Below are 24,420 nucleotides of genomic sequence, written 5' to 3' on the forward strand. Positions count from 1 at the left end.
TTGCGCGGAGTTAATGCCCTTGTCCACCGGCATTCCGATCCGACGACTCGTCGTTCTCGCGAATCCTGAACTCTTCGAGCGTGTGCCCCGATTGGAGCGCGGCAACTAGCCAGCGAGGCTGTTTACCACGCCCCGACCAAGTCTCCGTCGGGCGGAGTGGATTGAAGTATTTTGGCACGACTTTCGGGTATTTGCGGCGCGGCGGCTCGCTCGTTCCGGCGTTGGCGGCCCGGCGTTCAGCTTCACCGAATTGATCCGGCTGGTTGAGTTGCGCAAGACGCTTTTCGAGCTCTCGCTTCTCGACTGTGATCTTTTCGGCAAGTATCTTTGTTAGCTCTTCGTGAAGGAGCCAAAGTTCCTCAAAGTCCATGGCTTCGAGATCTTGCCGACGCATAGCATTCTCGTCACCGTTCGACTGACTCCTGATCCATCTGTCGTCCTCAGCTTTCGAGCAATTATTGCCCCAGCACCCGAATCAACGATGGACCAAAGTCAGTGTTTCAAATCGACGCGACAATGAATAAACAATATATTATTTAATTAATTATTGCGAGGATTATTTTATTAATGGGGATAGGCAGATCAATGACTTGCTGCAGAGCAAGAAACGGGAAGATCTCGATCGAGTTCCTCTTGGCAGCACAGTCGGAGCGGCTTCCCCCGGCTCTACCCTCGGACGTTCGGGACCTGGAGCTCAAATCGAGCACGGGCGGTTTGGGCTGACGGACATTGAGTTGGTTGGCGCCCGCTTGCGCATATCCGAAGGCGTGCAATAACGAAATTGCCCAAAACGAGGGGCAGCCTACGCGCCAACCATATTCATCGAGAATATTGTGGTGCAGATGACTGGTGCCGGCGCTCGATGTGATCCGGTCACATCGGTTCGCGTGAATGGTCCCACGGCCGCCCGCTGGACGTGTAAAATTTACCCGCTCCGCAATTAGATTATGCGGATAGCCCATTGTTTCGGCTTGATTGATTGTTGCGACGCAGTTATCTGGAATGCGGATTTCAGTTCGGTTCCATGTATTTTCTTGGGTAAATCGAGTTCACCATCTTGATTAATGTCGATCCGGGGCATATTAAGTTTGGCGCAACTACAGGGTGCGAGCATGCCAGCTAAGAAACTCGAGTTAGAATCAATGTCCCTTGACGATCTCTGGTCGCTTCATGAGGAAATTAGCGGGATCTTATCGGACCGGATTAAGGCAGAAAAGCACGAACTGGAGAAGCGCCTGGCGGTTCTCGGGGGCGGGATGGCTGTTTTGGCGGACTCAAGCCCGTCGGGCGTGTCTCCAACCGCCAAAGCGAGACGCAAATATCCGCGGGTGCTGCCGAAATACCGGAACCCCCAGACCTCAGAGACCTGGTCGGGGCGTGGCAAGCGGCCGCGGTGGTTGGTTGCTGCCGTGAAGTCTGGCCGGAGGATTGAGGACTTTCGCATAGGGGATGGAAGTCCGAAGCTTCGTCAGCGCGCGTAACCTGATCTGCACTGTTCGACGGGGTGGTTGGGTTAAATGGCTGCCGCAGTGCCCGTGATCCTGTGGGCCTAATAGGCGTTGCGTCCCCGCAGCACTTCGAGGGGAGTTCGCAGCAAGATTACGAGATCAAGCCGAAGGCTCCAGTTGTCGATGTACCAGAGATCGTATTGTACGCGTGTTTCGACCGTGATGGCTGTGGGGGTTGGACCGCGGCAGCCATGGACTTGGGCCCATCCGGTCAGTCCTGGCCTGACCCTGCGGCGTAGGGCGTAGTTCCGCACGAGCTTGTCAAATTCTCCGTCATGAGCCAAGGCATGAGGACGCGGACCGACCAGCGACATGCTGCCGTCGAGAACATTTAACAGCTGTGGCAGTTCATCGAAGCTTGTCCGTCGCAGCCATTTGCCGACGCGCGTCACCCGTCGGTCGAGGCGATGGGCCTGAAGGATCGCCGGCCCGTCCTCGAGCACATGCATCGTCCGGAATTTGCGGATCAGGAAGATCCGGCCGTTAAAGCCACAGCGTTGTTGTCGAAAGAATATGGGGCCGGGCGAGTCCAGCTTGATTGCAAGTGCGGCCAGCACAAGCAGCGGGGCAAGTATCGTCAAGGCGAGCGCGGCGCCGAAAAGATCAATGATTCGTTTGGTCGCACAGTCCAGCTGCGTAAGCGGCCCACGCTGGAGTTCAACACAAACCGCACTTCCAAGGCTTCGCGTGGGGTGTCGAAGCAATTCGGATGTCGTACCGACCGGCACGAACACAACCGGTAGCGGCAAGACCCGCAAATCGGCAACGAAGGCCCGGAGTTCGGGCCATCGTTCCGGGTTCGCTTCCACAACCACCTGGTCGAGCTCGGAGCTGCGAATGTAGTCAATCACGCGAGCCGTGAGCCGCCTTCGACAGGCAGGACCGAAGGCGATTGGGGGCAAGCTGAACCGGCCTCGGACACAATAACCATGCATCGCCAGCGTTTCAGGCAGTCCGGCGTTTTTCGATGGCGGCTGGTCGCTGACCAGAACAATGTTTGTGCTGGCGAATTTTCTGCCGCTCAGGCCCTTCCCGAGAAGCGCTCTCACTCCCCACCGCTCGGCCATAAGCAAGCCCAGGCCCAGGACAGCGAAAAGTGTGCCCGCTTGGTGAGAAGAGCCCGAACCAATCGCAAAACCGTACCCGGCCCATATCAAGAACAACAATGACGCCCATGCAATCCAGACGGCGCGCATCTGACTTCGCAGGACGAGGAGCTCGGCTGGCCGATAAAGGCCGTGCGTCTTCAAGAGGCAAACGAGACATGTTGCGCTGACTAGCGCCAGGCCAAGTGCGTTGCTTAAGTCGCCTGCAGCCCATCCACTCTGAGCTTGGCTCAGCCACATCGAAACGACGCTCGCAAAAAGAATGGTCGCAATATCCGCACAGAGCGCCACGTATTCGATCGAGTCGTAGCGGAGAGGCCATTTGTGCTGGCCGGATACTATCGGCCGGGGACTGACACGATCCGTAACCTCCCGATCGGGGAAATGTCGGTTCACGAAATTCATTGCCGGGACACCCGCTAGTTAATATTTAATATATTATTAATTAATCTAATTTATCAAGAGAAAAAGCCCGTTTAAGCCATTAAAATATTGGCGCTGCTCAGAAGATCTATCGAGATCCCTGTCGGGAATTCCGCGCGCGCATGTTGTCGAGGTGGGTCGGATCGAGCTCCGAAATTAGGTTCTCGAGATAAATCTTCCCCTCGGCCGAGGCTGACCGGTACGCGGCCCCAAGCGCTGGTCTGATAGCAGGTCGACGCGTAAGGACGAGGCTGACGTCCCGCTTGATCAAGTCCCGAAATTCAAGCTCGCGTACCACAGCATCTGTGGCGAGCGCGACGGATAGCCTTAATGGAAGCAGATCCAGATCGTTCAGCGCAGTATAGTACGACATCTTGAGCATGGCGGCCGTCTGGATCGAATTCTGTTTCGGCGCCGCCGCGAGCATGAGCCAAATGTCGCCGCGGAGCGGCGACGAGCGCAGCGCGCGGGCAAACGCATTCGACGCTGCCGGAAGTTCCGTTTTTTGCTCGTCCGCGGCGAGAGCCGGATCTCCACGGGATCGTGATTCCCCTCGGATCCAAAGGTCTTCATGCGCTGCCGCAGCCGAAACTGGTTTCGAGATCCCGTTTGGCCATGCTGCTGCGGCCGAAACAGCTGCCGACAAAGAAGACTGACCTCCGAGATACCACCCAGGGAGGACCATCCATATCGTCTGTATGATCAGCGCTATTCCAAGCACCGCCAGAGCAGCGCGCGGCCATAGGGTGACAAACGCTGGCGCGACCCTTGGACGAGACGCCGGAGCTGGACCGGCCATCCAGTCCGAAGCCTCTTTCGATTCCAAGGATATGGCCTCACGGCCCGCACCGGAGACGCTTTGACCGAACGCCAGCCCAAAAAGCGCAGCGACCAAAAGCGATGCGCCCAAACCCAGAATTCCATGGTCGGCAAAGGTCAGTATCATCAGTGCAATCGAAGCACCGGCGCCCAAGGCAGGGTACACGTAGTCGTAAGCTCGTGACAGAGAACGCCTGATCAGAATACAAGCGCCGAGCATCGCTAGAACTACAAAGCCGCAAAGGAACGCCCAGCCCATGTCTATTACCATTGCGGCGGCAGCCGTTGGCCTTTCTCGCGGGGCGCCGATTCCAATGTCCCGATAAAGGGGCAAAAGGACCGTCGAAGCGCCGGCACCGGATCCCGCCGGCCTGACGTCCTGTAGCATCCGTTCTGTCGCGATCTGACTGCTCGTTGATAAGGCGATCGTCACATCGGTGTTCGTCCTAAACGGAATAATCGTTACGCTGGCAATAAAGAATATTGCGGCGGTTGCGAAAACGCCAGCGGTACCCCACAAGCCAAAGAACCACCTGCGAATAACGAACACCGAGAGCAAGATTGCTGATCCGAGGAGGGCGGCGACGACGGCGGTGGAGTTGGTCCAAATGAGCAGCGCGGCCAAGCAGACAATCATTGCGATGGTCGCGGCGGACAGAGCAAGGAGCGGAACTGGCGCAACTGTTCCGGGCCGACTGTGCCGCGCTATTTGATCGGCCGCGCGTATTGCCGTCGCACAGGAGAGCAAGACGCCGAGCACTGCGATGGTTGAGCCATCGGGCCCGGCGACACCGGCAGTTTCCTTGCCGAACCACATGGCCGTGGCAATCGTGGCTATCGACAGTAGAATATGCAGGACGTGCGCTGCGCGATATCGGTCAAGCGTGATGACCGCAGTGACGAGGGCCGCGGCGAGCACAGCGCAATACTGCGCGAGCGAGAGCATAGTCGCCCCCATATCGACTGTGATTATTTCGGCGAGGGGCTCGCTTAAGGCCGCCGAAGCGGTTGCCCAGATAGGATTGCCGAGCGTGTCCATAGGCATCGGCACCACCTGTAACGCCATCCAGAGGGCCGGAGCCGCGAGCACAACTACGGGACTAGGCCGGAGCAGCTTGGTGAGCCCGAGGGAGGCGGGCGATGGAAAGATCGCTACAACCAGCGCGGCTGTTGCTAGTATGAATGATGCCAATCCCAAGCTTTGCAGGCTTTCCGGCATTGCGAGCGCCGCGGTGATCGCCACAAACTCGGCTAACAGGGCAAGCCGGATAATCATGTAAACACCATGGTGTGGTGCGGCCACTCCGGTGGCCGGAGAGAACGTGCAGGCCGGTACGAGACAGCCTCAAGAGCCGGAAAGGCCATAACGGATATAGTGGCTGTCATGATAGTAATAGCTCCGATGGCCGTCATATCGAGCCATTGCCTTGGTATCCGTCTTGCTGAGAACTGCCCCAATCAGCGATTCATGAATGTTGGGTGCCGTGTGCAGTGCGTGCTGCACGACATCTATTTTGGTGCGGCCCCACTCAACGATTAGAATATAGCCGTCTATTAGAGATGAAGTGACTCGGACATCAACTAACGGGGTCAGGGGAGGAAGGTCGACGATGACGTAGTCATAGTCAGCTCGCAGGCGGTCGAACAGCTTGCTTATTGCGTCGGCGCACAGAATCTCGCTGGTGTGAAGCAGAGATCCCCGCCGCACGGCGGGTAGAAATGCAAGATTGGTCGTAGGATCCCGCCAAATAGTCTCCTCGAGGGAGCGGCTGCCGTTTGCAACTTCGATGATTCCGTTGACAGCCTTGGGCGCAAAGATAGCAGAAAGTGAGGGATTCCTGAGGTCGCAATCGACGATGATAGCTTTCTTGCCGGTGTGCCCGATCAATTGCGCGAGAGAGGCTGCAATCGTAGTCTTCCCCTCATTCGGCAGGGCCGAGGTAATGCCGATGACTTGAGAGGAGATTTTGGTCGGATTGTGGTCGATGGCTAGCTTGATGGAACGAATGGCCTCGGTATATCGAGATAGCGGCATTCCGACCACGGTCCGATGAATTGCCGTTGGAGACGGAACTATCCGTTGTTGAACGTCATCATCGGTTGGCTGGGAGCGAACTGGTAGCTTCGCGGATTTGCGGGCCGGCAACAAGGGGACCAAGGATAAGCAAGGCAATTCCAGCACAGTTTCCACTTGTGAAGAGGTACGAAAGACGCGGTCCATCAGGTCTCTGAGGAGCGCCAAGCCGATGCCCAGCGCGAGACCGCCGAGAATGCCGAGCGCCAGCACCAACGTTGTCTTTGGCTTGCTCTTGCTCGGCGGCGGCGATGCGGGGAAAAGTACCCGCGTTTCCGAGACGGGAAATGTCTCCTGCTGCGCGGAGCCCATGTAACGCTGCAGGAAGGTCTCGTATAAGCTACGCAAGCCCTTTGCCCGGCTTTCCAACTCCCTGATGGTCAGCTCGGCTGAATTGACTGAACGGGACTGCGAAACGGCCTTGGACAGTTGCTTTTCGATTTCTTGCTGCCGCTGTTTGGCGAATTCGAATTCGCTTCGGCTGACTTCGGCAAGTCTTTTGACTTCGTCGAAAATGGAGACGCGAAATTCCCGCACGCGGTTCCGGATATTGACGACTGCCAAGTGGTCGCGACCAACCCTGGCCGTCAACTCGGCCTCACGTCTCATGAGCTCTAGATACTGCTGACGCAGCCCGTTGATGATCTGACTGTTTGTCGAATCGGCTCCGATAGCATCCAGATTGTTCATCGAGGACGGCTTTGTCGGATCGGAGGCAAGGAGAGCTTCATAGCGAGCCAACCTGGCCGTGGCCTCAGAGGTCTGGGCGCGCGCGACAGCCAATCGATTGTTGATTTCTGTGATCTGCTGTTCGTCGATGGGCTTTCCGTCCAAAGAAACGATATTGTTCTGGGCCTTGTAGACGTCGACGGCACGTTGTGCAGCGAGGGCTTGGTCGCCGAGATCACGCAGCCTCTCCTGCAGCCAGCTTGTTGCCCTGCGATTGGCATCGAATTTCCCATTGAGCTGGTCCGCAACATAGGTGTTGGCTACGGCGTTGACGATCTCCGCGGCCCGGGGTGCGGTGCTCGACTTAAAGCTGATCTCGATGACGTTGCTGTACCCGACACGCCCTGCCGAAAGCCGATTGAGAAATGCGTCTACGATAGTGTCTAATGGTTCGCCATGTGTATCGGATGGCGCATCTTTCTTTGATCCAGTCGAGGCCCATGACCGAATTCGCTGCCAGAGCGACTGTAGAGACACCCCTGACCCATTGAAGTCCGGATCGTCCGCCAGATTTAACTGGTCGATGACAGCAACCGCAGTGGCCTTTGATCTCAGGAGTTGAAGCTGGGTTTCGATTTGACTGAGATCGAAGGCCGGCTCGGTGAGGAGCGATTGCTGCTGGACAAATTGGGGCTTTGGAGTAGCCAACAGGATCTGAACCTGCGCCGTATAGGTTGGAGACGCCAACCGGAGATAGAGCAGGCTGGCTGCAGTTACGAGCCCGGCAGTGACAAGGATCATGAGATATTGGCGTCGTAGAAGCCCGATGACGAAATTGATGACGTCGCTGATTCCTCCGCTGTCCGTTTGAACGGGTTGGGCCAGCCCGGTCACAGGCAGCCGTACGCTATCCGTGTGTCGAAGACTGTTCTGGAGCATCACGTACCTGTCCGACGGTGGGTCACGTTGGAGCCGCTCGCCCGCAGACCAAGGGGCGCGCAGGCGGTGGGGGATTATATGCATATAAAGATCTGCTTGCCAAATTAAATAAATCATATATTAATGCAGGTGAAATTGAAGATGACGGCGGATCTGCCATTTTCGGACCGGCGTTAGGAAAATAGAGGATATTCTAGCAGTTACGGTCTGGCCAGTATTTGCATCGAGAATAATGCGAGCGTTTCGAGACGGGTCGGCGGGCGGATAATTAAATTCCGTCGGATATTTATGGTCCGTCGCAACTAACCCCGATGGGGAAATTGCGGGCCGGCAGGAGGTGCCCAATGCTGGAACTGCGATCCTTGGCGATCCCCGATGTCAAAGTAATTCGAACAGATCGGTTTTGCGATGCCCGCGGCTACTTCTGTGAGACCTTTCAGCGATCGGCTTTTGCTGAAAAGGGAATCCTCCATGACTTCGTTCAGGATAATCAATCTAGCTCAGATCGGATCGGCACGGTGCGCGGCTTGCATTTCCAGCGGCCGCCTTACGCCCAGGCCAAGCTCATACGGGTGTTGAACGGGGCCATTCTCGATATTGCCGTTGATCTCCGGCGGTTATCGCCCAGCTTCGGCAGGCACATCGCCATCCAGTTGGATAGCGAAAGCAGCGAGCAGCTGTTCATTCCGAAGGGATTCGCGCATGGGTTCTGCACCCTGCAGCCCAAGACCGTCGTCTTGTACAAGGTCGACCAAGTCTACGCCCCGAGCCATGACGGCGGCGTCTATTGGGCTGATCCCGCATTAGCGATCAAGTGGCCCGTCACACCGTCAGAGGCTCAGATATCGCCAAAGGACCAGACCCTTCCTGCTCTCAACCAGCTTGCTTGCGTTTTCGAATAGTGGAGATGAGTGGAATGCGTATCCTGGTGACCGGCGGAGCGGGCTTTATCGGTTCTGCTGTGTGTCGCGGTTTGGTGCTGCAGACCAGTGCCGCGGTGGTCAACATCGACAAGTTGACATACGCAGCCGACTTGACCTCGCTGGCGAGCATCGAGGGGCTGGGGTCTTATGCATTCCTGCAGTCCGACATCTGCGATCGAGAGGCTATGGATCTCGCGTTCGCCGACTACGAGCCGGATGCGATGATACACCTGGCCGCCGAAAGCCACGTCGACCGTTCGATCACCGGACCCGAGGCCTTCGTCAGCACCAATATAGTTGGTACCTACACGCTGTTGGAGGCGGCCAGGACCTACTACGAACGTCTGCCGCTTCCGCGGCGGAAGCAGTTCCGCTTCATCCACGTATCGACAGACGAAGTCTACGGGTCATTGGGGCCGGAAGACTTGTTTCGCGAGGACACGCCCTACAGGCCGAGTTCGCCGTATTCGGCGAGCAAGGCGGCCTCCGACCACCTCGCACTCGCGTGGTTTCGAACCTACGGTCTGCCGGTCATCGTATCGAATTGTTCGAACAATTACGGGCCGTACCAGTTCCCGGAAAAGCTCATCCCGCTGACGATCCTCAATGCGCTCGACCGGAAGCCGCTACCGGTCTACGGCGACGGCAGAAATATTCGCGACTGGCTTCATGTCGATGATCACGCCGCTGGCTTGATAAGACTTCTGTACGAAGGAAGACCGGGCGAGAAGTACAATTTCGGCGGAGATGGCCAGCGATCCAACCTGGAGGTGGTCACCCGGATCTGTGACATGGTGGATCGGTTATCCCCGGGCGCGGGAGCGAGGCGATCTCTCATTACGTTCGTGCCGGATCGTCCGGGACATGATGCGCGCTATGCAATCGACGCGTCGAAGGCGCATCGCGAACTTGGCTGGGAACCGACGAGAACGTTCGAACAGGGCTTGGCCGAAACCGTCGGATGGTATCTCAACAATCGTGCATGGTGGCAGCGTGCTCGCTGCGGTGTCTATGACGGCTCGCGTCTGGGTTTGCTCGCTGCTCAACATTGAGGTGAAGATGACAGATCGACCCATCCTCATTGCCGGGCGGAACGGTCAGATGGCAAAGTGTCTTCGTGATCTCGCTGCAATGCGCGGTCTGCCTGCGGTGGCTCTCGGGCACCGAGAACTCGATCTGGAGAACCGCGAAGGGATCGACAAGCTCATCGCGTCGATCGCGCCGTCTGCAATCATCAATACGGCCGCATATACGGCGGTCGATCGGGCCGAATCTGAAGCGGCGAAAGTGTTCAGCATCAACCGCGATGGTGCGGCAACGCTGGCAAATGTCGCTTGGCAGATGAATATTCCGTTCATCCATCTCTCGACCGACTATGTGTTCGACGGCGCAAAACCGGATGCGTACGACGAAAGCGACATTCCCGCGCCGTTAAATGTTTACGGCGCGTCGAAGCTTGCCGGCGAAGCTGCTGTATTGGCCGCGCATCCGCTCGCGACCGTGATCAGATGCTCGTGGCTTTACAGTCCCTATGGCAGCAACTTCGTTCGAACGATGTTGCGGTTATGCGAAACGCAGCCCATCGTAAGGGTTGTCCGGGACCAACACGGAAATCCGACCTACGCATACGACCTCGCGGAGGCTGTCCTTCAGATCGCAGAACGGTCAGTAACGGTCGATCGAAGGGCCGCGGCCGGCATCTTTCATCTCGCCGGTCAAGGCGAAACGAGCTGGCACGACTTTGCGCAGGCAATCTTCGATGAGCTTTCCCGTCGTGGAGCGCGGATTCCGCCGCTCGAGGCGATCACGACTGAAGAGTTTCCGACCGCTGCGCGTCGACCTCGAAACTCGCGCCTGGATTCATCCAAAGCCGAACGCGTGTTCGGAATTCGACTGGCGTCCTGGCGCCATTCACTTGAAGCCTGTCTTGACCAGCTGGTCGGAGAAGGAGAAGCCGATGCTGAAGGGAATCGTGCTGGCTGGCGGCAGCGGAACGCGCCTCTATCCGATCACGCGCGTGGTCAGCAAGCAGTTGCTCCCGATTTATGACAAGCCGATGATCTATTATCCCTTGTCCACGCTGATGTTGGCAGGGATCCGCGAAATTCTGATTATTACCACGCCGTCAGACCGGTGTCAGTTCGAGCGGTTGCTGGGGGATGGGAGCCAGTGGGGCATTCGGCTCAGCTACGCGGAACAGACCCGCCCCGCCGGTCTCGCGGACGCCTTCATTGTTGGTGCCGATTTCATCGACAGCGATCGTGTGGCGATGGTGCTTGGAGACAATATCTTCTTCGGCGATGGCCTGAGCGAACTGCTTGCCAGGGCGGCAGGACGTGAGGAAGGCGCCACGGTCTTCGCGTATCATGTGCGCGATCCGGAACGATATGGCGTCGTCGCGTTTGACGAGGCGGATCGTCCGATACGGATCGAGGAGAAGCCGAGCAAGCCAGCGTCGAACTGGGCAATTACGGGACTGTATTTTTTCGACAATCGCGTTGTCCGCTACGCCCGTCGCGTTGAACCGTCGCCGCGCGGCGAGCTTGAGATCACCGACCTTCAGATGCGCTACCTTTCGGCCGGCACGCTCCATGTCGAACGCATGGGGCGGGGGTTTGCCTGGCTGGATACGGGCACGGTCGAATCTCTCATCGATGCCGGGACGTTCGTGCAGACCCTGGAAAAGCGGCAGGGAATGAAGATCGCCTGTCTTGAGGAGGTCGCCTTCAGACTCGGCTTCATCAATCGTGATCAACTTCTCGCGCTGGCCGAGTCGCTGCAGAAGAGCGGGTATGGCAGGTATCTCAAGGAAGTCTTTTAGTTTCGCCGTTAAATTAAATGTTGAAACAAATGGATTGAAATTGCGGTTTATTTAATTATTAATAGAATCGCATTCTGTTATGCTGATTTCGAGGCTGGCCATGCTGAACCAAAAGGCGAGCGCCCTTGATCGAGGAACCGAGCCCCTCTTGCCGGAAGAAGCCGATTCCGGCTGGTCAGATGTCATCGCGCGAGGCGCATGGTTGTGGCCAACGGCCGGCGCCTGGGCACCGCCAGTATTGAATCAGTTTGGGATCTCGCCGAATGCGGACCAGCCGGCCGGCGGGCCGAATCTCCCGTCCAGGGCGATTGCGGGTATTGACGCCGCTCAGGCAACTGCATTGCTGTCGCGTGGCGGCTTCGGCAGGACGCTGGGCCGTGGTATCCCGCCATTCCAGTCGAGGTTGGCCGCTCTGCTCTCGAGTTCAGCAAGCCTGTTGGCTCGCCCCAACGCAGGGGGGCCGGCGTTCTCACCCATGCTGCCTGACCGTGAGCTGGCGCAGGCATCATCGATATCGAGCGCCGGTACCACTCATTGGATCAATTCGAGCGGCGGCTACGGTCGACCCGCGTTAGAGGGGCCTTGGACCCCGCTGCACGCGGAGCCAGTCATCGGGTCAGAGCACCTGCCCAATGCGGCTGCGGGAATGGCAGGCTGGCCGGGCTCTGACTCGACATTGGTGGATCTGTTGTCCACGTCGACGGGGTTAAATAGGCAGGTCTCGTTCCTCGAGGCTGCACTACCGTTCGGCGTACATGGCGGATCTGCCGTCAATTCCCTGTCGACAGGTTCGCTGTCCCTAACGACGGATAGCGCGGACTACGCGCCAGGCGGTACGGCAACGTTTAGCGCAGCCGGCATCGGGTCGGGGGCGTCAGTCACCTTCAATATTGCCGACCTATTGAGCGCGCCCGGCGCTAACGGCATTGCCGATGTCTATATGCCCTTCACGATCAAAGACGGCGGCATCGGCGACATGGATGGGCTGGCCAATGGGACAGTCGTCGCGCAATGGCAGGTGCCCGCTGATGGTCGAGCGACCGGAGCTACATTGCAACTCACCGCGACCTCCGGCGCCCAAACGGGGACAGCGACCTTCAGCGACGCGGGCAACAAAATTGTCACTGAGAATCAACTGCCGGGTACGCCGAAGAGCACATGGGCGATCCACGGCTCGATCGCGAACGCGGGCGACTCGCAGATTGAAGGCTTCGCGACCCAGATCAGCACCAATGCTGGACAGACAGTGTCGTTCAAGATTGACACCGTCTCGTCGGTGACGGGCTACACGCTCGATATCTACCGGCTTGGCTACTATGGTGGCAACGGCGCGCGACTGATCAGCAGTATGCATCACACAGGAACGGACAATCAGCCAAACCCGATCTTCAATTCTGCGACCAATACTGTAGATGCCGGCAACTGGTCCGTGACAGATTCATGGACGATCCCGAGCACAGCCGTGTCGGGCGTCTACTTCGCGAAGCTGACGTCAGATACCGGGAACTTCCAGAACATGATTCCGTTCATCGTTCGGAACGACAGCACGACTTCGGACATTCTGTTCCAGACCAGCGATACGACTTGGGAGGCGTATAACCCCTGGGGCGGATACAACCTGTATCAGGGCCCTAGCGGTACGACCAGCGATCGCGCCTATGAAGTGAGCTACAACCGTCCGATCGCCATGAACGTCAATTCCAACGAGGCTCAGCCCACGGACTTCCTATTTGGCGAGGAATACGCAGCGATCTATTGGTTGGAGCAGAACGGGTACAATCTCAACTACATCTCCGGTATCGACGCTTCGACCAATGCTGGACTGCTGCTGAACACGAAGGCCTACATCGATGTTGGCCACGATGAATACTGGTCACAATCGCAAGTCGCCAACGTCAAGGCGGCGGCCGATGCGGGTGTCAATCTCGCTTTCCTGAGTGGCAATCAAATCTATTGGGATACCGAGCTTGCACCGAGTTTCGACGCCAGCCATACGGCTAACCGGAACATCATCGAATACAAGGACATCTGGAGCGGCACCCAACTTGATCCGAATGGCACCGCGAACGGTGGAGCTGGTCTGTTTCGCGATCCCGTTTACGGACCCGGAACTCCGGAGAATTCGCTATCCGGCTCGATCTTCACGGTCGACGACAGTGGTACGCTCAGCAATATCACCATTCCCGCCAGCATGTCGCAGCTGCGCTTCTGGAGAAATACCAGCATTGCCAGCGGTAACGGAGGAACGCTGACCAACCTGCTTGGCTACGAATGGGACAGCGACCTCGATAACGGCTTCCGGCCGGGCGGGTTGATCGACATGTCCTCGACGACGATGAATGTCAACACGCTGCTGCTGGACAACGGGTTGACAACCGGTCCCGGGACGGCGACGCACAGCCTCACCCTCTACCGTGATCCGACCAGTGGCGCCTTGGTTTTCGGCGCCGGCACTGTCATGTGGTCGTGGGGATTAGACAACCAGTATGTTCCATTCCATGGCATCACTGCACCAGTCAGCACCGCCGTGCAGCAATCAATGGTCAACCTGTTCGCCGACATGGGCGTAACGCCGCAGACGCTGCAGGCGAGCCTGGTGCTCGCCCAGGCCTCCGCCGACCACACCGCGCCAACCTCCGCCATCACCTCGCCTACTGCTGGGACAAACGTCAGCCTGGCCCAGACTGTCACAATTACTGGCACCGCTTCGGACGCTGGTGGACGCGTCGCGGGCATCGAAGTCTCAACCGATGGCGGCACGACGTGGCACCCTGCGAGCGGAACGACGAGCTGGAGCTACACATGGACCGCTTCAGGCACCGGTACGCATCTCATCGAGGCGCGCGCGACCGATGATAGCGCCAATCTGCAGACGAGCCCCACCACAGTCAGCATCAACGTTACAGGAGGCGGGAGTGGCGGCGGAAGCTTCTTCACTACCTCCAACGTACCCGCCCAAACCAATTTGAATGATGGCAAGGCGCTTGAGGTGGGTGTGAAGTTTACCTCCTCTGCGGCGGGTCAAATCACCGCTCTGAAATTCTATCGCAGTCCGGGCGACACCGGCTCCGACGTCCTCGACCTCTGGACCTCGACCGGTACCAAGCTCGCCAGTGCGACGTTCACCAATACCACGGCAAGCGGCTGGCAGACAGTCAGTCTGGCCACGCCCGTCACGATCAGCGCCAATACCACCTATATCGCCTCGTATCACACCAATGGTGCTTACGTCGCCACGAACAATTTCTTCGCCAACGCTTTCCCGAGCGGTACGTTGACAGCACCTTCGTCCACCTCTTCCGGCGGCAACGGAGTCTATTCCTATGGTGGCACCAGCACCGCAGGGATCTTTCCGGCCAGCTCATTCGCTTCCTCAAACTACTGGGCCGACGTGGTGTTTGTTGCCAGCAATAGCAACAACACGCCGCCGACAGCTGTCGCTGACGCGGCCAATGCCACCGAGAAGGGCGGCGCCGGCAACAGCACAGGGGGGGCGCCTGCCACTGGCAACGTGCTGACCAATGACACCGATCCCGATGCCGGCGATACCAAGACCGTCACCGCAGTCAGCTTCGGTTCGACGTCGGGGACCGTTGGTTCAACGCTATCCGGCGCGCACGGCAGCCTTCTGCTCAACGCCTCAGGCGCCTTCACTTACACGGTCACTGAAACAGATCCGGCTGTACAGGCCTTGCGGCTTGCGACCAACACGCTGACTGATGCCTTCAATTACACGATGCGCGACGCCGCCGGCGCGACCTCGTCCACGACCCTCACGATCACCGTTCACGGCGCCAATGACGCGCCGGTGCTGGCGGTCCAGACCGGCAACCAGACGGCAACAGTTGGTTCGGCCTTCTCGCTGACGCTGCCTGCTGGCACCTTCACTGACGTCGATTCCAGCGATTCGCTCGCCTACACGGCGACCGCCGCCGACGGCTCGCCACTGCCTGGCTGGCTGAGTTTCAACGCAACGAACCGGACCTTCAGCGGCACGCCGGCGTCTGGCGATGTCGGCACGCTCAGCGTCAAGGCAACCGCAACCGATCTCGGCAGCCTCGCCGCCAGCGAGACGTTCAATATAGCCGTGACGACGACGCCGAACGCGCCGCCGACAGCGGTCGCCGATACTGGCGACGCGACGGAGAAAGGCGGCCTCGCCAACGGCACCGGCGGCTCGCCCGCTACGGGAAACGTACTGACCAATGACACTGACCCAGATTCCGGTGACACCAAGACGGTGACTGCGGTCAGCTTCGGCTCGACCTTCGGCACGTTGGGCTCAGCTCTGAATGGAGCGCATGGCAGCCTCGTGCTCAATGCCACGGGAGCCTTCACTTATACCGTCAACGAAACCGATTCCGCCGTGCAGGCCCTGCGGCTTGCGACCAACACGCTGACTGATGCCTTCAATTACACGATGCGCGACGCCGCCGGCGCGACCTCGTCCACGACACTCACGATCACCGTTCACGGCGCCAACGACGCGCCGGTGCTGGCGGCCCAGACCGGCAACCAGACGGCAACGGTTGGTTCGGCCTTCTCGCTGACGCTGCCCGCCGGCACCTTCACTGACGTTGATTCCGGCGATTCGCTCGCCTACACGGCAACCGCCGCCGATGGCTCGCCACTGCCTGGCTGGCTGAGTTTCAACGCCACCACCCGGACCTTCAGCGGTACACCGGCGTCTGGCGATGTCGGCACGGTCAGCGTAAAGGCAACCGCAACCGATCTCGGCAGTCTCGCCGCCAGCGAAACGTTCAATGTTGCGGTGAGCACCGCGCCCTCGACGGTCAGCTTGTTCTCGAGTTCCGACACGCCATCAGTGCTATCAACGTCCGACACATCGCAAGTCAATCTTGGCGTACGGTTTACGTCCTCGGCGGCCGGAACCATCTCCGCAATCAAGTACTACAAGAGTGCGAATGACACCGGTACTCACGCCGGCTCGCTGTGGAGTAGCACAGGCACGCTCCTGGCGACCGCAACCTTCTCCAACGAGACCAGCAGCGGTTGGCAAACCGTGACGTTCAGCAGCCCAGTATCGATCGCGGCCGGCACCACCTATGTCGCGAGCTTCCACAGCAACGGCCATTATGCCGATACGCCTAACTACTTCGCCACTGCCCACGCGAACGGCCCGCTCACGGCTGCCGCAAGCAACAATGGTGTCTACAGCTATGGAACAGGAAATCTGTTTCCGACTAGCACATTCAGTGCCACCAATTACTGGGTCGACGTCGTGTTCAACAATTCCACCGGCGGCACGAACCAGCCCCCGATCGCCAATAACGACAGTGGTTTCAATGCGACCGAAAACGTACCTCTCAGTATCTCCGGTTCGACGCTTCTAGCAAACGATACCGATCCGAATGGGGATGCTCTAACGATCACGGGTGTCAGTGGGGCCGTCAACGGTACAGTCGGTTTCAGTTCTCAAAACAACACGGTGACGTTCACGCCAGTCAACGGATACACCGGACCGGCTTCGTTCAACTACGTCATCGCGGATGGCCGGGGCGGCACGGCAAGCGCGAGGGCGGATGTCACCGTCCATGCGCCGTCCGCGAGCACTGTGAGTCTGTTCAGCGCGAATCCAACGCCAAGCGTGGTTACAGTGAATGATCCAAATTCTGTCGAACTGGGCATGAAGTTTCAGGCGTCCACCTCGGGCGACATCGTCGGTCTACGCTTCTACAAGGGACTATCCAACACGGGGACGCACGTCGCCGATCTCTGGAGCAGCACAGGCAGCTTGTTAGCCACCGCGACCTTTTCCAACGAGACGGCGAGCGGCTGGCAGCAGGTCAACTTCGCGACGCCCGTCACTATCACGGCGGGAACGACCTATATCGCCTCCTACCACACTGCCGGCAACTACTCGGACGATCCAAACCTGTTTGCCAGTTCGGTAACCAACGGACCCTTAACCGCCCCGTCATCCGCGTCCAGCGGGGGGAACGGCGTCTATGCGTACGGATCCGGAAGCCTCTTCCCGACCAACACCTTCAACGCGACCAGCTACGCGGTTGACGTCCTCTTCAGGCCGCAGCTCGCAGCATAGGGAGAATCGGAATGTATGCGGAGCTCTATACCGACGGGATTGACGAGGTCACAATTGGCGGGGCGATCGTGCGGGTGGACTTGGTCAGTCTCTCGCCCACGGAACGTGACGCCAACAATGCGCCAAAGAAGGTGTTTCGCCAGAGATTAATCTTTTCGGCGGAATCCTTCGCGAACTCTGTCGAGGTGATGCAAAACGCACTTCAGGGTCTGGTGGACGCCGGCGTCGTCCAGCGCAATCGGCCAAGGCCGCCGACTACACCGCCACAGGCAACCGCACCACTTGAATCTTCGTCATCGGCTTCGGACAGCTCCAGATCTCCAAATGTCTCAACCAACTTCCGTTGAAATCGCGAGGTGTGAACCGGCACCGCCACTGTCTGAGGACGAGTCGCGTTGGGCTACTCGGACCGCGCTCGAATGCCTTTCAAGGGTCGCGGCCCATCACGGTATCGATCTGCCGTCGGACCGTTTGCGTCATGCCTATGCCGTCGACGATGCCGGTATCTCGACCGATCTCTTGTTACGCATGGCGCATGAGGCCGGCCTTCGAGCCCGGGCGACGCAGCTCGATTGGAAGGCGCTATGTCGGCTCGGCGAAGCCTATCCGGCTCTTGTTCAGCTCTCGAACCAGAACTGGGTGCTTGTGGTCGGCGCCGAGCCGGAGCGCGATGCCGTAACCATCTTTGATCCCTTGGCTGAGCGGAGGGACGAGCCGCTGCTTGTCGATGCTGAACGGTTTTGTGCCCGCTGGCTCGGAAAGGTTGTCCTGTTCAAGCGCGAGAGTCGTTCAACACAGGGCCAGAGGGCCTTTGGACTGCGCTGGTTCGTACCCGAAATGCTCCGGGAATGGCGCTTGTTCTCTGACGTCGCGATCGCCGCCGTCTTCCTGTATGCGCTCGGCCTCGCGCTTCCAATCTTCTTTCAACTCGTGATCGACAAGGTTCTTGTGCACGAGAGTCTCACGACGCTCTACGTACTCTCGGCTGGCGCGATTATCGCGCTCTCATTCGATGCCATATTCAGCTTCTTGCGTCGTTACCTGCTGCTTTATGCCACGAACAAGATCGACATCCGGGTTGCGACCAAAACGTTCCGGCATCTTTTAGGGCTTCCCGTAACCTTTTTCGAGCATATCTCGGCCGGTGTGCTGGTGAAGCACATGCAGCAGGCCGGGCGGATTCGCGAGTTTCTGACCGGTCGGCTGTTCCTGACCGCCTTGGACGCGCTTTCGCTGTTCGTCTTCCTGCCTGTCCTCGCGCTCTACAGCGTTAAGCTGACATGCGTCGTCCTGGCCTTTACCGCCATCAGCGGCAGCGTGATTGTGATTTTGATGGGACCGTTCCGACGACGGCTCTACCAGCTCTACCAAGCCGAAGCCGGCCGCCAGGCTCTTCTGGTCGAGACGGTGCACGGAATGCGCACGGTGAAGTCTTTGGCCATGGAGCCCAACCAGAACAGGGCATGGGACGATCGCTGCGCGCAATCGGTATCGATGCGTTTCGGGGTTGAAAAGATCTCGGCGGGCGCCCAGGCACTGACCGGTTTTCTCGAGAAGATGATGACGCTCGGTATCGTGGCCCTGGGCGCGCTGGACGTCTTCGGTGGCGAGATGACGATCGGCGCACTGGTCGCCTTCAACATGCTGGCGGGACGCGTCTCGGGGCCGCTGGTTCAGATGGTGACCATGGTTCACGAGTATCAGGAGGTCGCGCTGGCGGTTAAGATGCTGGGCGAGGTCATGAATAAGCAGCCGGAACGGGACGGTCATCGCGACGGGCTGCGTCCCGATTTGGTCGGCCAGATCGAGTTTGAAAACGTGACCTTCCGCTATGGCGAGGGAGCGCCGGCGCTGGACGACGTCTCGTTTACAATCGCTCCCGGTTCGGTCTTTGGGATTGTCGGTCGGAGCGGCTCAGGCAAGACGACGCTGACGCGACTGATCGCGGGAATGTATCCGGTGCAGCAGGGATTACTACGGATCGACGGCCATGATTCGCGCGAGATTGATCTTACCCACCTGCGGCAGAATCTCGGGGTCGTGCTCCAGGACAATTTCCTGTTCCGGGGCACCGTGCGCGAAAACATCGCTTGCGTGAAGCGTGACGCGACGTTCGACGAAGTTGTCAGGGCGGCCCAGCTCGCCGGCGCCGACGAGTTCATAGAGCGGCTGCCGAGGGGATTCGATACCATGCTCGAGGAGCAGGCATCGAACCTGTCGGGCGGGCAAAAGCAGCGGCTTGCGATCGCCCGCGCATTGATCGTCAACCCGCGCATTCTGATCCTCGATGAAGCGACCAGCGCGCTGGACTCCGAGAGCGAAGCGATCATCCGGCGCAATCTGCGGCGTATCGCCGAAGGACGGACCGTCATCATTGTATCGCATCGGCTTTCGATGCTGTCGGATGCGAGCCAGATTCTGGTCATCGACCGTGGACGAATCGTCGATGTGGATCGTCACGACGGGCTGCTGTCGAAGTGTACCATCTACAGGCATCTCTGGAATCAGCAGACGAGGCAGGTCGCATGACCGGTGCCGAGAAAAGCAGGGCGGAGGGGAGCTCCGGCAGATCGGGGCCTTCGACCGTTTCGCGGAAGCGGCGAGGGCTGTCGAGGCCCGCGTCGACGGCGTCTCGCGTAGTTGCGGAATTTCAGTCCGACGCCGCCGAGATCGAGCAGGGAACGCCACCGCGCGGAGGACGGATCACGCTCTATTGTGTCGTCGCCTTGATCGCGACCGCGATCGCGTTCGCGTGCGTGTCGCGTGTCGACATGATTGTGACGGCACAGGGCAAACTGATCACCACACGTCCCAACCTGGTCGTCCAGCCGCTGGAAACATCGGTCATTCGGGACATTCGCGTTAAGGCCGGCGATCCGGTTAATCGCGGCGATGTCCTTGCGATCCTCGATCCCACATTTTCTCAGGCCGACCTTGATCAACTGCGCAGCCGCCTGGCGGGTTTCGACGCCTCCATCGACCGGGTCCGGGCGGAATTGGACGGCGTTGAGTACGTCCTCGAGGAGTCCGCGAATGCCGATCAGGCGCTGCAACGAAAGGTATTTCTCCAGAGAAGGACGGCTTACGATCTTCAGATCCAGAACTACGACGCGCAGATTGCGTCCGCTCAGGCCAATCTGAAGACGGCCCAGGATGAGGAATTCGTTCTGACCCAGCGGCTGGAGACCATGCAGTCCATTGAGGCCATGCGAAATGTGTTGATGGCGAAGGAGGTCGGTTCAAGGCTGAACTTCCTGCTGTCCCGGGACGCGCGGCTGGAGGTTGAAAGCAATCTGGCGCGTGTTCGTGGCGCCATTGTCGACAACATGCATCGTTTGGACAAGGCCCGTGCAGACCAAAAGGTCTTCGCTGCAGAGTTTCGCCGTACTGCCTATCAGGAGCTCGTGGAGACGTTGCCCAAGCGTAACGGCGCCGCGGAGGAGCTCAAGAAGACGGAGCTTCGCCGGCAATTGATCGTGCTGCACGCACCGGCTGATGCGGTGGTACTTGAAATTGCCAATCGGACGGTGGGTTCGGTAATTCGCGAGGCCGAGACATTTTTTGTATTGGTCCCTCGCGACGAGACGCTCCGGGCGGAGGTCAACGTCGAAGGCAGGGATATCGGACAGCTGACGGTCGGGCAGGCCGTACGAATCAAGTTTGAAGCATTTCCGTTCCAGAAGTACGGCACGGCAACTGGTGAGATTGGGGTCATCAGCCAGGACTCATTCTCGCCAGACGCGAAGGCCGAAGGTGCGCGCCGCCCGTCAGCTCCCTTTTATCGCGTACTGATCGATTTGCGCGACATGCATCTTCGGCTGCCGCCGGAACGCGTTCAGTTCATGCCAGGTATGGCGCTCACCGCCGAAATAAAGCTCGGAAAGCGGACGGTGATTTCCTATTTCCTCTATCCCTTGCTTCGCGGATTGGATGAAAGCATCCGGGAATACTGACCTGATTGACTATGGTGTAGTGCGATGATGATCGGTCCCAATTTTGGTGTGAAGCTGGCAGTGCCGGCCGCGGCGAACAGGCCGTCCCTCAACTCACCGCTGATAAACTATGCGCTCAAGGGCCTAGAACGCTGCTGGTTGCCCGGGGAGCGCCGTTGGTCGCACATTTATCACCTCGACGGACGTGCTTCCCCAAACGAGTCGATACCGCATAGTGACGTGTTTTATACCCTCAATGTCCTGCTTGGGATGTCGCGGGTCGTGGAACGTCCGATCGGTATCGATATCCCAGAGATATTCCATCGAAATGTCATGCAGCTCACCGCACTTCCAGTGCGCAAATATGCCTTTGGCATGGCCTTGTGGGCCGCCGCCGAGCTCGACCTTCCGATTCCGGAGCAGGTGACGCGCGAGCTGAAGCGGACTCTGTCGGATGAGTCACGGTGGAGTACGTTTCGGGCGCAGGATCTGGGCATGCTGCTGACGGGAGTCGTCGCTCAGGCAAGGGCAGGTAACAGGGAGTGGACGTGCTTCGCCGCCCCGCTCTTTCGCTTCCTGAAGGAGCGTTTCCATAGCGAGTCAGGACTGTTCTTCGATGCGCCGTGTGGTTTTCGACGCCGTTTCGCGTCATTTGCGACCCAGACCTATCTCTCCATCGCCTGCTACCAGTATGGCGAATTCTTTGGCGATGCGTCCGCACTTGTCATGGCCGATACGTGTGTACGCGATCTGATAGCGCTTCAAGGGCCACAAGGCGAATGGCCCTGGTTTTTCGACGCGCTAACCGGCCGCATCCTTGATTTCTACGAAGTCTATTCAGTCCATCAGTATGGAATGGCCCCGGCGCTGCTGGAATGGGCCGAGCGCTTTGGGCGGCGAGGAGCGCAGGAGGCCCTGATCAAGGGCTTCAACTGGATACTTGGTCACAACCAGCTGGGCCGGACCATGCTCATGCCCGAACTGGGCCTGACCATCCGCTCGCAGGTTCGCAAGCATGAATTGAAGACTAAGGCGCCGCGGGTGTTGCGCGCTGTCAAGAACGTCTGGCTCGATCACGGGGGGGGGACGCTGATCGATAGCGCTGACGTGGGTGTTCGACTTGAGTGCCGCAGCTACGAACTCGGTTGGATCCTGTGGTCATTCGGTCGGCGTGGCGGCTTGCGGGAACTCAGCCACAATGCCGCTTTCGAAGAGTCGGCGCGATTGTCCGGCGGCGAAACGCACCGGGCTGACAGCACGATGAGCTAGCGATTCCAGATGACGGCGCCGTCTCCGCGGAGCAGCGCCAGCATCTTGGCTGTCCGATGGGCTCGAACTGCGCAAAGAACGACGATCGCTTTGAGACGAGCGCTTATGCCATGCAGGCGACGGGTGGTGGTCAGAACGGTAATCGCGCCAACTGCTGGCGATGCGAGAATTAGCAAGGAGAGCGCGAGCCAGCGCAGCTGCCAGCCCCGCGCGTCTTGCGCCAAGTTGCGGTAGTGCGCGATTTGCCGGTCCCACTTTGCATAGAGCTCTCGAAGAGAGCGGCGGGCAGGGTGAAACACGACCATCTCAGGAACGTAGCGGAATTCGCGGCCGGCCCTGATTGCCATTTGTCCCCATTGCATATCTTCCGCGAACTCGATGCCTGGAAACGGGCCGATGGCCGCAAAATCAGTGCGGCGGACCGCGAGATTAGCCGTGACGGAGTAGCCGTGCTTGGTGACGTACAAGCGATTACGGAAGCCAAAAACACTTTCGTAGGCTTCGATCGCGGTGCAACGTCCTTCGACAACCGGCTGGATCCGAACCTCTCCGCCAAGGATTGTCGTCGGCTTCACCTGCTGGAACGACCTCTGGATTGCGGCTAGCCAGTCCGGATGAGCCCGGCAGTCGGCATCCATAAAGGCGAGAATATCGCCTTTCGCGCTGGCGGCGCCCGTGTTTCGCGCGGGGCCAGGACCTGGATGCGATTCGTGCTGCAGCCGTACACCTGGATGTCCAGCAACGACTTCCATCGGGGGCGTTGCCGAGCCGTTGTCTACCACGATGACCTCGAACGAATGCCGACTCAGGGTCTGTGCGTCAAGGCTACGCAAACATGCTTTCAGCGCATCAGGCTGGTTGAGGTGGGGGAATAATGACCGAAATCATCTGTTAATTCCCTATTTAATTTCTGTTCCGTCCGCCGCCTGCCTCATCTGCCCGGCAGCTTTCATTCTCCGCAGCGTGTGGCCAAGTTCAGTCATTTAAACCTTGCAATTAAATATCCGCTGCGTATTATCTCTATAATAATCTTAAATGCAAACTTAAATGGCTGATTTTCTGGGAGTAGGTTCCAATGCGCGCATCATTTCTGGGATGCCCCGTCGACTTCCTGACAATGGCTGAAACCGTCGAATTGGCGCGCGGGGCCATGCGCAGCCGTCAGCGGTTGCAACATGTGGCGCTGAACGTCGCCAAATTCGTCAATATGCGATCCGATCCCGTGCTTGCGGCCGATGTCGCCAACAGCGATGTCGTTGGCATCGACGGCATGGGAATTCTCTGGGGCGCCCGAGCGCTCGGGCTTCCGGCGACGTCGCGGGTCGCGGGCGTGGATCTCCTTGCCGAGTTGCTCGCGGTATGTGCGCACGAGGGCTTCAAGCCTTATTTCCTGGGAGCCACTCCCGTCGTACTACAACAAGCTGTGCAAGTGGCGCGCGGGAGGTATCCTTCACTTGCCTTTGCGGGCTGGCACGACGGCTACTTCAAACCCGAGCAAGAGAATGACGTCGTCCGGGACATCCAATCCAGCGCGGCTGATTGTCTTTTCATCGGCATGCCGACACCCCGGAAAGAGCGCTTTCTCGCCGCCCATCGCGATGATCTCGGCGTACCCTTCATTATGGGCGTGGGTGGCGCGCTCGATGTTCTAGCAGGCATTGTTCGGCGCGCGCCGGTACAGATGCAGCGGCTCGGGCTCGAATGGCTGTACCGCATCTATCAGGAGCCTGGACGGATGTGGTGGCGATACGCCACGACGAACACGCTGTTTGCGGGCGTCTTGGCGCAGGCCCTCATCAAGCAGGCCCTTCGGTACCGGCTTGGTGCGCCCGGCGTCGTTCCGCCGGGTCCCAGCCGGATCGGAGGGTAAGGC

General features: G+C 58.9%; 15 protein-coding genes and 1 pseudogene. 11 read left to right on the top strand and 5 right to left on the bottom strand.

From position 1 onward, the window contains the following. Positions 1–10 precede the first annotated feature (10 nt). Positions 11–394 (bottom strand): H-NS histone family protein, encoded by a 384-nt coding sequence (locus ABIB90_RS36495; protein WP_085395796.1) that lies wholly within the window; start codon positions 392–394, stop codon positions 11–13. A 718-nt stretch (positions 395–1,112) separates the two neighbouring features. Between ABIB90_RS36495 and ABIB90_RS36500 the strand changes: the two genes are divergently transcribed. Continuing rightward, positions 1,113–1,481, top strand: a complete 369-nt coding sequence (locus ABIB90_RS36500) for an H-NS histone family protein (RefSeq protein WP_354171000.1) — start codon at positions 1,113–1,115, stop codon at positions 1,479–1,481. Positions 1,482–1,549: 68 nt separating this feature from the next. On the opposite strand, the gene ABIB90_RS36505 is transcribed toward ABIB90_RS36500, so the two are convergent. From ABIB90_RS36505 to ABIB90_RS36515, 3 genes are all read right to left on the bottom strand, one after another. Beyond that, positions 1,550–3,019 carry an exopolysaccharide biosynthesis polyprenyl glycosylphosphotransferase gene (locus ABIB90_RS36505; RefSeq protein WP_354170998.1) on the bottom strand — a complete coding sequence of 490 codons (1,470 nt, stop codon included), beginning with the start codon at positions 3,017–3,019 and terminating at the stop codon, positions 1,550–1,552. A 106-nt stretch (positions 3,020–3,125) separates the two neighbouring features. Further along, positions 3,126–5,132, bottom strand: a complete 2,007-nt coding sequence (locus tag ABIB90_RS36510; protein WP_354170996.1) for a hypothetical protein — start codon at positions 5,130–5,132, stop codon at positions 3,126–3,128. 69 nt (positions 5,133–5,201) lie between these two features. Further along, positions 5,202–7,538 (bottom strand): AAA family ATPase, encoded by a 2,337-nt coding sequence (locus ABIB90_RS36515; protein WP_354171053.1) that lies wholly within the window; start codon positions 7,536–7,538, stop codon positions 5,202–5,204. 344 nt (positions 7,539–7,882) lie between these two features. Between ABIB90_RS36515 and rfbC the strand changes: the two genes are divergently transcribed. The 9 genes from rfbC to ABIB90_RS36560 all read left to right on the top strand — a co-directional run bounded on the left by rfbC (position 7,883) and on the right by ABIB90_RS36560 (position 22,547). Further along, a complete protein-coding gene (rfbC, locus tag ABIB90_RS36520) occupies positions 7,883–8,440 on the top strand; it encodes a dTDP-4-dehydrorhamnose 3,5-epimerase (RefSeq protein WP_354170994.1) in 558 nt (185 codons plus the stop codon). Between the two features lie 14 nt (positions 8,441–8,454). After that, entirely contained in the window at positions 8,455–9,513 is a 1,059-nt protein-coding gene (gene rfbB, locus ABIB90_RS36525) for a dTDP-glucose 4,6-dehydratase (RefSeq protein WP_354170992.1), read from the top strand. 7 nt (positions 9,514–9,520) lie between these two features. Beyond that, positions 9,521–10,510 (top strand): dTDP-4-dehydrorhamnose reductase, encoded by a 990-nt coding sequence (gene rfbD, locus ABIB90_RS36530; protein ID WP_354170990.1) that lies wholly within the window; start codon positions 9,521–9,523, stop codon positions 10,508–10,510. Continuing rightward, positions 10,419–11,282, top strand: a complete 864-nt coding sequence (gene rfbA, locus ABIB90_RS36535) for a glucose-1-phosphate thymidylyltransferase RfbA (protein ID WP_354170988.1) — start codon at positions 10,419–10,421, stop codon at positions 11,280–11,282. The genes rfbD and rfbA overlap by 92 nt, the downstream gene beginning before the upstream one ends. Before the next feature lie 100 nt (positions 11,283–11,382). Continuing rightward, complete coding sequence (locus tag ABIB90_RS36540; protein ID WP_354170986.1) at positions 11,383–17,346, top strand: DUF4082 domain-containing protein; 5,964 nt, start codon at positions 11,383–11,385, stop codon at positions 17,344–17,346. Positions 17,347–17,357: 11 nt separating this feature from the next. After that, positions 17,358–17,693, top strand: coding sequence for a hypothetical protein (locus ABIB90_RS36545; RefSeq protein ID WP_354170984.1), 336 nt, complete (start codon positions 17,358–17,360; stop codon positions 17,691–17,693). Continuing rightward, positions 17,671–19,875: a peptidase domain-containing ABC transporter gene (locus ABIB90_RS36550; RefSeq protein WP_502917051.1), complete on the top strand. Its 2,205-nt coding sequence runs from the start codon at positions 17,671–17,673 to the stop codon at positions 19,873–19,875. Before ABIB90_RS36545 ends, ABIB90_RS36550 begins: the two co-directional genes overlap by 23 nt. After that, a complete protein-coding gene (locus ABIB90_RS36555) occupies positions 19,872–21,299 on the top strand; it encodes an HlyD family type I secretion periplasmic adaptor subunit (protein WP_354170982.1) in 1,428 nt (475 codons plus the stop codon). Before ABIB90_RS36550 ends, ABIB90_RS36555 begins: the two co-directional genes overlap by 4 nt. 24 nt (positions 21,300–21,323) lie before the next feature. After that, on the top strand, positions 21,324–22,547 hold the full coding sequence (locus ABIB90_RS36560; protein WP_354170980.1) for a hypothetical protein: 1,224 nt from the start codon (positions 21,324–21,326) through the stop codon (positions 22,545–22,547). Here the strand turns inward: ABIB90_RS36560 and ABIB90_RS36565 are convergent. Next, positions 22,544–23,404: pseudogene (locus tag ABIB90_RS36565) on the bottom strand (glycosyltransferase family 2 protein); the annotation flags it as partial. The gene ABIB90_RS36560 and the pseudogene ABIB90_RS36565 overlap by 4 nt on opposite strands. 218 nt (positions 23,405–23,622) lie before the next feature. Here ABIB90_RS36565 and ABIB90_RS36570 point away from each other — a divergent pair. After that, positions 23,623–24,417, top strand: coding sequence for a WecB/TagA/CpsF family glycosyltransferase (locus ABIB90_RS36570; protein ID WP_354170978.1), 795 nt, complete (start codon positions 23,623–23,625; stop codon positions 24,415–24,417). Positions 24,418–24,420: the final 3 nt, after the last annotated feature.

Source organism: Bradyrhizobium sp. JR4.1 (genome assembly GCF_040548605.1).
GTDB classification, from domain to species: domain Bacteria; phylum Pseudomonadota; class Alphaproteobacteria; order Rhizobiales; family Xanthobacteraceae; genus Bradyrhizobium; species Bradyrhizobium canariense.